5 protein-coding genes are annotated in these 11,806 nt (G+C 51.8%); 4 read left to right on the forward strand and 1 reads right to left on the reverse strand.

What is annotated here, in order from left to right; genetic code table 11:
• Nucleotides 1-20: 20 nt before the first annotated feature.
• The 4 genes from aroG to ACVL1J_RS10255 all read left to right on the forward strand — a co-directional run bounded on the left by aroG (nt 21) and on the right by ACVL1J_RS10255 (nt 11,151).
• Nucleotides 21-1,085: a 3-deoxy-7-phosphoheptulonate synthase AroG gene (gene aroG / locus ACVL1J_RS10240; RefSeq protein ID WP_341236526.1), complete on the forward strand. Its 1,065-nt coding sequence runs from the start codon at nt 21-23 to the stop codon at nt 1,083-1,085.
• A 179-nt stretch (nt 1,086-1,264) separates the two neighbouring features.
• Nucleotides 1,265-6,895: an excinuclease ABC subunit UvrA gene (uvrA, locus tag ACVL1J_RS10245; protein WP_341236525.1), complete on the forward strand. Its 5,631-nt coding sequence runs from the start codon at nt 1,265-1,267 to the stop codon at nt 6,893-6,895.
• Between the two features lie 47 nt (nt 6,896-6,942).
• On the forward strand, nt 6,943-7,446 hold the full coding sequence (locus ACVL1J_RS10250) for a hypothetical protein (RefSeq protein WP_341236524.1): 504 nt from the start codon (nt 6,943-6,945) through the stop codon (nt 7,444-7,446).
• Between the two features lie 24 nt (nt 7,447-7,470).
• The gene (locus ACVL1J_RS10255; protein WP_341236523.1) at nt 7,471-11,151 is read left to right on the forward strand and encodes a hypothetical protein; all 3,681 of its coding nucleotides are present in this window, start codon (nt 7,471-7,473) and stop codon (nt 11,149-11,151) included.
• 30 nt (nt 11,152-11,181) lie between these two features.
• Here ACVL1J_RS10255 and plsY read toward each other — a convergent pair whose 3' ends face one another.
• On the reverse strand, nt 11,182-11,790 hold the full coding sequence (gene plsY, locus ACVL1J_RS10260) for a glycerol-3-phosphate 1-O-acyltransferase PlsY (RefSeq protein WP_159572697.1): 609 nt from the start codon (nt 11,788-11,790) through the stop codon (nt 11,182-11,184).
• Between the last annotated feature and the right edge of the window lie 16 nt (nt 11,791-11,806).

Raw genomic sequence — 11,806 nt, forward strand, 5'->3', positions numbered from 1 at the left:
CAGCATTCAGGAGAATTGGCATGAACACGGTAACAGACGACTTGAGAATCAAAGAAATTAAAGAACTGATCACCCCTGCGGCCTTGATCGCAGACGTGCCCGTTACCCCTGCAATTGCAGACACAGTGGCGGGTTCTCGCAATGCCATGCACAAAATTTTGCATGGTGGCGACGATCGCTTGATCGTCGTGATGGGCCCATGCTCAATTCACGATGTGAAAGCCGCCATGGAATATGCCAACAAGCTGAAGGTGTATCGCGAAAAATACGCGGAAGACCTGGAAATTGTGATGCGCGTGTATTTCGAGAAGCCACGCACCACTGTGGGCTGGAAAGGGCTGATCAACGACCCCAATCTGGACGGTAGCTTCGAGATCAACAAAGGGTTGCGCATGGCCCGTGAAGTGCTGTTGAACATCAACGGCCTTGGTTTGCCAGCGGGTACCGAGTTTCTCGACATGATCACTCCCCAGTACATTGCTGATTTGGTCAGTTGGGGTGCCATTGGCGCCCGCACCACTGAAAGTCAAATTCACCGTGAGTTGTCTTCTGGCCTTAGCTGCCCGGTCGGTTTCAAGAACGGTACCGACGGCAATGTGAAAATTGCCGTGGATGCGATCAAGGCTGCGCAGCACCCACACCACTTCCTGAGTGTCACCAAAGAAGGTCGAAGTGCAATTGTCAGTACCTCTGGCAACGAAGACTGCCACATCATTCTGCGTGGGGGCAAAGGCCCCAACTACGACGCAGCTTCTGTTGAAGCCGCCTCTGCAGACATCGGCAAAGCAGGCCTGGCTGCCCGTATCATGATTGATGCAAGCCACGGTAACAGCAGCAAAGTGCCCAAAAACCAGGTTGGCGTGTGTGAAAACATCGCCGAGCAATTGGCTGCAGGCGACGCACGCATTATGGGTGTCATGGTTGAAAGCCATTTGGTGGAAGGTCGCCAGGATTTGGAGCCCGGCAAGCCATTAACCTACGGTCAAAGTATTACCGATGGTTGCATTGGCTGGGACGACAGCCTGCAAGTGCTGGAGACATTGGCCCAAGGTGTGCGCAAACGCAGGTTGGCTCAGGTTGCCTGATATCAGGGTTTAGCTGCCGACAACTGTTGGTTAAGAACAAATAATCCCGCCGGGTTTAAAACCCCGAGCGGGATTTTTTCTAAAGGTAATCGAAGCTTGGTGGTGGGCAAGCAGATCAAGGTGCGCCTCCCCCAGTACAATCAAAGTCATGTAGCAACTGGTTTACCTGCAGGCACCCCATGACTAGCAAATCAAAAAAAGATCAAAATTCTCAATACCTAGGTAACGTAATTCGCATCAAGGGTGCCCGCCAGCACAACCTGAAAAATGTCGACATCGACATTAAAACTGGTGAAATCACAGTGTTCACCGGTGTGTCGGGTAGCGGTAAAAGTTCGCTGGTGTTCGACACCCTGTACGCCGAGGGTCAGCGCCGCTACGTTGAAACCTTCTCGCCTTACGCGCGTCAGTTTCTGGACCGCATGGACAAACCCGATGTAGACAGCATTGAAGGCGTGCTGCCTGCCATTGCAATTGATCAGGCCAACCCCGTGCGCACCTCCCGCAGCACCGTGGGCACGATGACTGAAATCAACGACCACTTGAAGTTGATTTATGCCCGCGCCGCTCACCTGCATTGCCGCCAGTGTGGCCAGTGGGTGCGTGAAGACACCGTGGCCACCATCAAGCAATCGATACTGGACAAAGCGGCTGCCCAAAACGACCAGCGCCTGGTGGTTACCTTCCCGGTGCGTGTGCCTGCAAAATTCACCGCCCAAGAAATTGAAGACTTTTTAAGCGCGCAGGGCTACACCCGAATTCACCGTGAAACGCCGATTAAAAAAGGCCGCAGCGTGGTGGAAAAACTGCTGGATGTGGTGCAAGACCGCTTCCGTGTGGCTGGGGTTGAGGAAAGCCGTTTTAGCGACGCTGTGGCAAGTGCTTTGCACCGGGGCAAGGGCAAGGTGAATGTGTTTACCCTGCATGAAGAAGACGGTGCGGAACAGGAGCCTTGGCGCTACTCCGAAGGCCTGCATTGCGCCACCTGCGACCTGGATTATTCAAGCCCACTGCCCAGCCATTTCAGCTTCAACTCCCCCCTGGGAGCCTGCGACACCTGCCGTGGATTTGGAAGGGTGATTGGTATTGATTACGGCTTGGTGATCCCCGATGAAAACAAATCGCTGGAAGAGGGCGCCGTAAAACCCTGGACCACGGAAAGCTTCAAAAGCTGCCAGAAAGATTTGGTGAAGTTTGCCAAGAAGCGCGGCATAGCCACCGACATTGCCTACAAGCACCTGCCCGAAGAACACAAGTTGTGGGTAATAGAAGGTGATGCAAATTTTGACGGCAATTGGGACGGCCACTTGTTCTATGGCGTGGCCCGTTATTTTGAATGGCTTGAAAGCCGCACCTACAAAATGCACGTGCGGGTCATGCTTTCCAAATACCGCAGTTACACACCCTGCGGCGATTGCAATGGCGCACGTTTAAAACCCGATTCCCTGTTGTGGAAATTGCCCAGCGAAACAGCAAAGTACAGCATTCATGAAATCATGCAAATGCCGCTGCTGAAAGTGGCGCAGCTGTTTAAAAACCTGCAACTGCCCGGCGCGTTGGACGAAGCCAGCGATTTGGTGTTGCAAGAAATTCGCACGCGCTTGGGCTTCTTGATTCAAGTGGGTTTGGGTTATTTAACTTTGGACCGGCAAAGCAGAACGCTCAGTGGCGGTGAAGTACAGCGAATCAACTTGACCACTGCGCTGGGCAGTTCATTGGTGAACACCTTGTTTGTGCTGGATGAGCCCTCGGTTGGCCTGCACCCCCGCGACATTGCACGCGTGGCCCAAGCCATGCAGCGCTTGAAAGACGCGGGCAATACTTTGGTTGTTGTTGAACACGACCCGCAGTTGATGAATCAGGCGGACCGGCTGGTGGACATTGGCCCAGGCCCTGGCGAGGCGGGGGGCAACATTGTGTTTGATGGTGCGCCTGCAACAATCGATAAATCAAACTCGCTCACAGCGCGCTACCTGAAAGGCGAGCTGAAAGTGGTGGACAAAATCAAACCGCTCGGTGACTCGAAAGAACACATTGTGCTGACCGGTGTGCGCGCCAACAATCTGCAGAACATTGATTTCAAATTGCCATTGAACAGGCTGGTGGTGCTCACGGGTGTGTCTGGTTCAGGCAAAAGCACTTTGGTGCAAGACGTGCTGGTTCCTGCGATTAAAAAAATCAAGGGTGAGCCCACTGAAGCACCCGGTGAGTTTGATTCTTTGGACGGTGTTGAGCACATTGCGCAACTGGCCTTTGTGGATCAAAGCCCGATTGGCAAAACCACGCGAAGCAACCCGGCCAGTTATGTGGGCGCATTTGATGAACTGCGCAAACTGTTTTCCAAAACAAAAATTGCAGTAGAACGCGATTACAAGCCGGGTTTTTTCAGTTTCAACAGTGGCGATGGCCGCTGCCCGATGTGCGGTGGCAATGGCTTTGAACACGTTGAAATGCAGTTTCTCAGCGATGTGTATTTGCGTTGCGGTGAATGCAATGGCACACGCTATCGCCCGGAAGCACTGGAAGTAACACTGGAGCGCAAAGGCCAGGTGTTGAACATGGCGCAAGTGCTGGAATTAACGGTAGACCAAGCACTGGACTTGTTCGACAAAGACGCTGCCTTGATGAAGGCACTGCAACCCCTTGCCCAAGTGGGTTTGAATTATTTACGCCTTGGCCAACCTGTGCCCACCCTCAGTGGTGGCGAAGCACAACGCCTGAAACTGGCCGGTTTTCTGGCCAATTTGAAACCCACCGCGCGTGGCCAGAAAGTGGCCACGCGCGGCGACTTGTTTGTGTTTGATGAACCCACCACGGGCCTGCATTTTGATGACGTGGCCAAGTTGATGCGTTCACTGCGTTTGTTACAAGAAGCCGGGCACAGCGTGCTGATTGTGGAGCACAACCTGGACGTAATTTGTGCAGCCGACTGGCTGATTGACCTGGGCCCCGAAGCGGGTGAATACGGTGGTGAACTGGTGGCCCAAGGCACGCCAGAGCAACTTGCAAAAAACAAGGTTAGCCACACGGGTATTGCAATCAAGCAGTACCTTGCGCAAACAAATTTGCTGCATGCAGCTGATTTGAATAAAGGCAGTAACGATCATTTGGTGGCTGAAGCAGCGGCACTGTATGGTTTGAAAACGGCAGTCAGCAGGCGCGGGCAGACCGACGGCATTGAAATTCTGCATGCGCGTGAGCACAACCTGAAAAATGTCAGCTTGACCATTCCGCGCGAAAAAATGACCGTGATCACCGGGCCTTCCGGCAGCGGAAAATCCACGCTGGCTTTCGACATTTTGTTTTCTGAAGGGCAGCGCCGCTACCTTGAAAGTTTGAATGCTTACGCGCGCCAGTTTGTGCAGCCTGCTGCCAAGCCCGATGTAGACGCTATTTTTGGCATTCCACCCACAGTGGCCATTGAGCAGCGCACCAGCCGGGGTGGTCGAAAAAGTACGGTGGCTACAGTAACCGAGGTGTATCACTTCCTGCGCCTTATGTTTGTGAAGCTGGGTATTCAGCATTGCCCCACTTGCGAAGTGCCCATTGCCCCGCAAAGCATGGACAGCATGTTGGCGCAAATCATGCAGCACTACAAAGGGCAGGAAATTACTTTGCTTGCACCGCTGGTGCAGGGGCGCAAGGGTATTTACAACGAAATTGCAAAATGGGCAGTTGATCGCGGCTATGAGCGCCTGCGGGTGGACGGGGAATATGTGCCCACCAACCCATGGCCCAAGCTGGCCCGTTATCAGGAACACCACATTGAATTGCCAGTAAAAATCTTGAGCATTCAAGCCAAGGGCGAGAAAGAATTGCGTGAGGTGTTGGCACTTGCCCTTGAATACGGCAAAGGCACGGTGATGGTGGAGGCGCAGGGCAAGAAGGGCGAAACACCTTCCATACGCTTTTATTCAACCAAGCGTGCCTGCCCAAGTTGCGCGCGCAGCTTCCCGGAACTGGACCCACGCCTGTTCAGCTACAACAGCAAACACGGCTGGTGTTCTAGCTGCTTCGGTGTGGGCGAGGAAGTGGAAGGCTTCGATGCGGAAACCACCGGCGAAGAAGGCAAGTGGCTTTCCGAACAAGACAAAAGTGCGGAGGAGAATGATGAGGGAACTTACCTTCGCGAAAGCATGGTGTGTGGCTCATGCAATGGCCAACGCCTAAACCCCACCGCATTGGCCGTGAAATTCAAGAACAGCAATATTGCCGAATTGGCCGACCAAACCGTAAGCGATGCCTTGAAGTGGGTGGATCAACTTGAGCTGGACGAACGTGAAACCGCAATTGCGAAAGACATTCGCATTGAAATGGCGGGTCGTTTGAAGTTTCTGAAACAGGTTGGGCTGGATTACCTGCACCTGAACCGCAGTGCACCCACCTTGAGTGGCGGCGAGGCGCAGCGCATTCGTTTGGCTTCGCAACTGGGTACCAACCTGCGCGGTGTGTGTTACGTGCTGGATGAACCCACCATTGGCCTGCACACCCGTGACAATCACCGCCTGCTGGACGCGCTAGAAGAACTGCGCGCCAAGGGCAATACTTTGGTCATTGTTGAACACGACATTGACACCATGAACCGTGCAGACCGCTTGGTGGACATTGGCCCCGGCGCAGGCAAGCTGGGTGGTGAAATTATTTCCCAGGGCACCGTGGCTGAAGTGACTGCCGATAAGAATTCGCTGACAGGGCGCTATTTGAAAAGCCCGATTCCGCATCTTGCAAACCCGAAGCGACCCGTTGATCAAGACACTGCACGGCTAAAAATCAAGGGCGCGAAACTTCACAACATCACCGGCTTGAATGTGGACATTCCACTGGGCCGTTTGGTAGCCATTACCGGTGTTTCCGGCAGTGGCAAATCCACTTTGGCCCGCGATATTCTGCTGGCCAATATGCGCCAATATGTCGCGAATCAAAACAAGAAAGGCAAGCCGGTTCACAACTGGTTCGCTTGCGAATCGATTGAGGGTGCGCAGCAGGTAGCACGGGTGCTTGAAGTGGACCAAACCCCGATTGGCAAAACACCGCGCAGTTGCCCAGCCACGTACATTGGCTTTTGGAACCGAATTCGCAATGTGCTCGCCGACACCATTGAAGCGCGCATGCGTGGCTTTGCAGCCAACCGCTTCAGCTTCAATGCCGGGCCAGGCCGCTGCCCGGTGTGTGATGGGCAAGGCATGCAAACCATTGAAATGAACTTCCTGCCTGATGTGAAAGTGGTGTGCGAAGCCTGCCGCGGCAAACGATTCAACCCCGAAACACTGCAGGTTACCTGGCGCGACAAAACCGCTGCTGAAATTTTGAATATGAGTTGTTCAGAGGCTGCACCGTTTTTTGAGGCTCACCCGGCCATAGCGCAGGCGCTGAATTTGTTGAACGATGTGGGTTTGGGTTACTTGACCATTGGCCAACCCAGCCCAACCTTGAGTGGCGGCGAGGCACAGCGTATCAAACTGGTAACCGAACTGGTGAAGGTGCGCGAAAACAAGGCGGGTGTGCAAATGAGCCCACCCACTTTGTATGTGCTGGATGAGCCCACGGTTGGTTTGCACATGAACGATGTGGAAAAGCTGATCGCTGTGTTGCACCGTTTGGTAGATGCAGGCCACACCGTGGTGGTGATTGAACACGACCTGGATTTGATTGCACAAGCGGATTGGGTAATCGACATGGGCCCGGAAGCGGGTATCGGCGGTGGGCAGCTTGTGGCACAGGGCAGCCCACAGGACATGGCCAAAGCCAAGGGAAAGAAGGCTGGCCACACTACCGTAGCCCTGGCGCAGTTTTATACCAATAGAACCTGAATTTCACCAATTGCCGGAGGAACTTTCTGGCCGCATTTGTTCCTTAAATGAAAGGGGATTTTTCCCCTGTCGTTTTGCTAAGAGTTGAGCAAGGGGAATATATGCCGGACAGTCTCTCCGGAGTTGGGAGTTCAGAATCCTTCACTCCTCAAGATATTGTTGCGCAAAGCGCTGCTGGTCTGCCTGTAAGCGGCAGGTCTGCGAGCGATGCTGGCATCTCGAAAGCTGCACTGGCCATTTGGAACAAGCTCAGTGCAGATCTTGTAAAAAATCCTGAGGCAAACTGGAATCAAGCACTGAGTACGGCCGAAGAACTTGCACGCTCTGTTTGCGGCCAAGACCTTGCTGCAGATTTGCAAGCAGATTTGCTCGGCAATTTCAAATTACTTGAGCAAACCTTGAGTGGCCTGAAAATTATGCCCACTGATGATCACCCAGACCCCGTCTCCTACATCAAGAACAGGCTTTTGGTATTGAAGCTCAATATCGTCACTGATTCTGAGGATCTCCGAAAACTCCAAAGCCTCAAAACTCCAACCGAATTAACTTGAACTGAACCATCGGAGTACTTCGTCATGACCAATTCAACGACTATATCCACACCTGTGACCACTCGAGGTACTGGCTCAGGTTCTTCCGCGACACCCCACAAAGACACTTCAATTTCACCCGTTATTACGTCAGGTTTGGCTGCAACTCAGCGCAATGCCGATTTTGGAAAAGCGCCAGTTGAGCAACCCCACGTCATCGATTTGATGAAAGATTGCTACTTGGTGAATGGTACGGAAGAGATCAGTGATGCCTTGAACTTATTGATTGATAACTTGGCCAGAAAAGTAGAAGCAGGTGGTGGGCAGCATGCCGATGAAATTAAATCATTGGTCGTTCAGGCACTCAAGAAAACGTATGTAGCCACGCGCGGCACTGCATCCCCATCAGCAACACCAACCTCCACCACAACTTCGACCGCTTCAGCAACTTCATCGTCTGTGACACCCACGGAATCGCCCAAGGCATCACCCAAGGCCACCGGTCTGTGGGGGCTATTGGGGAATTTGTTTGGTGGCCCCTCCAAAGAAACTAAGATTCTCAACAGCTTGCAACAAGTTGCGGTTCATGAAGGGGTGCCGGAAAAACTCATTCAATACAAAAAAGAACTAGAGTCGACAAAGCGCCAAGCATTGTTGGAACAACAAATTGGTGAAGCAACCGCCAATATTGAATCGCTGCCCGATCTGGATACACTTCAGAATGCACTGGTTCATACAGAGTCCAGTGTCAAAGTGCTGGTGAAAATAGCATCGTCGGAAAAGAAAAGTCTTGTTGATAACCTGCGAAAAACTGACCTGACCAATCGGGAGCAGGATAAATCCGTCGCAGACCGACGCATTCAGCACTCAACCATTGAGGCTTTTGCCGCTGGCAGAAAGCCTGAGTCTTCCACTGAAGCATCTGTGCACCCCGAAAAGTCATCGGTGCGAAAAATTGAAACCCACTGGTCGAACAGGGTGCGGGATCAGAAAGCCAAGCATGAGGCTGCTGTTCCCGGTTTCAAAAAACTACAGTCTCAATTGGCTGCATCAGTAAACAACATCGTGATACCTGTACTGGAGCCCCAGGCCGAGCTGAACGCCGCCAAGCTGAATGCCCTTGCTGAAAGGGTGAATGCGTTTGAGAAGCTGGAGAAGGAAAAACTGCCAGATCTGGAGTCAAAGCGAAACGATGCAAAAAAAACAGGTGATGTTAAAGAACTCGAATCACTGCTAGGCCAAACCACAGCATGCGAAAAGAATATCAAGACGATTGAAAACCAGAAACTGAAAATTGCTCAACTTCAGCGCACGGTATCGGCGGCAGGTGTTGACTTGATCGCCATCCGGGAATTGAATTTTCAGTTTGGAATTGCGCGTAATAAAGCCAACGTACTGCCTTTTAATCTAGACATGCTTGGAAACGGAGTTGAGTCGCCATCGGTCAACGATGGATTCAGCTTGAATCAGGCTTTGGAATATGGGCGTTCCGGAAGGAGCAATGACGTGATTTCCAGGTCGGTTGCTGTGCGAACTCACCTGGCAGAGTTTGGTTCCGACTTTAATGCGTATGAACACTCAAAAGATCCGGCAGTCGACACGGTGCGTGGCGACCGACGTTCATTCCTCAGTGAACTGGGGGGTACTTTGCGTGCGGCGGGTAGTGAGCGTACAAACAAGATGCTCGATTTTCTCAGCACCAAAGAAGGCAGAAAATACATTCATCGACTGTCGGCTTGTAATGTAACAGCCGCAGGTTTTAATGCAGAAACCTTGCAGCTTGATGCGCCGTCTTTGGCCTACAAGGTTGAATCTGGATTCAGCCCACTCAAGAAGTTCATGGTTGGCCGTGCCGGAGTGTATGCGCGAGACCCCGGGGAATATGTGGGTAAGCGCTTGTCATTTTTAAGTCATTTGTCGACCATCCTGCAGAAAGAGATATTCAGGGAAGGACAGCCAGTAACCCTCGAGCATGTCGTTATTACGCCCCAGCATGCGGTTGAGGCCTCTTCATTGATTCTTGCCGCATTACCCAATGATTTGTTGGTCGGCAACCATGTTGAGGTGACTCGTTTCATGAAATCGCTGAAACAATTTGAAGGCGAGATTCAGCGCTCAGAAAAAAACGAACAGCCAGTCAGTGCCGAGAAGCAACTTTTATTCAAACAGGTGTTGATTGAGTTTCACAACAACGCGGCTTCGTGGGTTGCGAGAAGAGAAGCTGGAGGTGCTGACAAATCGATTTCGGTGGCAAGGAATAACTCAGCGGAAATTGCAGCGAATGGACGCAAAGGTATCTTCCGCAGGGCTTCAACCTCTGTGGGGCATTTTATTAATCTCGCTGGTGGTACTGCAATTCGAGAGGGTTGGTCGTCACTGCAAAATTATTTGTCGAACATTAGTCAGAAGGAGCTCCTGCGTCAGCAGTTTGATCGACCAGAAAACCTTGTACTTATTGCGGATTTGAAGCGTCAGTTGCAGCCACTGACCCAGTCGAAAAACATGACCGATGTGAGTAATGCGCAGGCCCTGATCAAATACCTGGGTGGCAAAAGTTTGACTGTTGAAATGAAGGGAGAATTGAGCCCTCAGCTCAAGAGAATTCTTGTTTCTACAGGTGACTTCTTGAACACGGCCTGGGAACCCCTTTCCAAGGGACGATCAATGCCGAATGTGATTGGGCTGTCTTCGGTCCAGACCAACAGCATTCCGAATTACGCAACAACACACTTGAGTAAATTTGCGGTGAACACGTCTGCTGAAGCACCGCTTAAACCTGTGGCGTCTTCCTCGGCACCTTTGGTTCGCACCGCTTCAGTACCCCCAGTGGGTGCGCCGCCAGTAGCGTCGAGCAATCAATGGATTTCTAATCTGTGGGGCGGTGTTCTTAACGAGGGCTCAAACCCGAAGCAGCAACTGGCCAGGTTGAAGACTGAGTATCAAGAAGCTTTTCAAGTCAATTATCCAGAAGGAAGTCCCGCTTTCTCGGATCAACAGGTAAAGGCTTATTTTAAAGATCTTGAGTCATTGAATGAAATCGCTGTATTTGTAAATCGGAATGTCAACGACATTCCAGCGCGGATCTTGGAGAAGATGAAGGAGCTAGCGCCGACTTTACTGAATATTAGAAGAGGCGCTGCATTACAAAACCAACTTACACCGCTTGGCGCACGCACAATTCAAAATGTTTCTGGTGACAAAGCAAGGTGCTGGCTTCGGTCGTCGTGGGGGGCTGCTGTAAATGCGCTCCCCAAAGACGAATTCATGGCAAGGGTTGGGTTGGTGGCTCAGTCCATGAACGATGAGTTGGGTTCGCGCAATTTAACTTCCACTGAAATTGGGCAAATCTACGACCAAATCAAGGCGGATCCACTAAACGGTTTACAGACCAAACCAGATCTCGAGTACAAGCAGCGAGCCCTGATGATTTCATTAATGGATCGGGCAGATGGCAGCTGGAAGAAGGGCAATACGCTGGCAACGCTGAATCAACTGAAGAACGGTGAAAATCCGCAAACAGAGGGTGATTTCGGGGTTCTGTTTTTCAAGGCCTTGAAACTTCCATTGATCATTCACAATGGAAGTGACACGGTGCCAGATTTGTATTTGCCGGACAATTACAAAGTGGAGCAACACGGTCACCCGGATACTTGGCCTACCTTGCGATACGATGGGACAGGCGATAAAGGCCACTGGCAGTTTTACGAGAAAGCAGCCGTGGCTTAAGCATTCTGATCAAGAAAGCAACATTGGCGCTTAACTTTTCTTTTGACCAATTTTGCTTTCTTTGCCTGCAATCAAGTTTGCAATATTCTGTTTGTGCCGGTAAATCAGCAGTGCCGACATAATGGTAATTGCTGCCGCTTGTCCGTTAATACCGAACAGCAGCACGTTGTAAAACACGGCAAACAGCGCGGCAATGAGCGCAGCCAGCGATGAATAACGGAAAAAGTAAGCAATCACGACCCAGGTCACTGCGGTGGCCAGACCCAGTATCCAGTTCAGGCCAAGCAGTACACCCAGTGCGGTGGCAACGCCTTTGCCGCCTTCAAACTTGAAGAAAATCGGGTACAAATGGCCGATGAAAGCGGCCAGGCCTATCCAGGCAATGTCGGTGCGGCTGTAGCCCAACTGGTCTTGAAAGTGAAAGGCCAGTGCAACGGCCGCAGTGCCTTTTAGTGCATCCCCAAGCAAAGTAAGAACAGCAGCTTTTTTGTTGCCACTGCGCAGCACGTTGGTGGCGCCGGGGTTTTTGGAGCCATAAGTGCGGGGGTCGGCCAAGCCAACGAATTTGGAAACAACCACTGCGAACGAAATAGAACCAATCAGGTAGGCGATTAGCAGGCCTGCGGCGAAATTAAGCAAAGGTGTCTCCTTGTTA

It is taken from the genome of Limnobacter sp. G6BE5S, assembly GCF_058448965.1.

What these genes read in the sequence shown, in the direction of transcription:
- aroG (WP_341236526.1), top strand. Translation starts at nt 21, where the DNA reads ATGAACACGGTAACAGACGACTTGAGAATCAAAGAAATTAAAGAACTG.
- uvrA (WP_341236525.1), top strand. Translation starts at nt 1,265, where the DNA reads ATGACTAGCAAATCAAAAAAAGATCAAAATTCTCAATACCTAGGTAAC.
- ACVL1J_RS10255 (WP_341236523.1), top strand. Translation starts at nt 7,471, where the DNA reads ATGACCAATTCAACGACTATATCCACACCTGTGACCACTCGAGGTACT.
- ACVL1J_RS10250 (WP_341236524.1), top strand. Translation starts at nt 6,943, where the DNA reads ATGAAAGGGGATTTTTCCCCTGTCGTTTTGCTAAGAGTTGAGCAAGGG.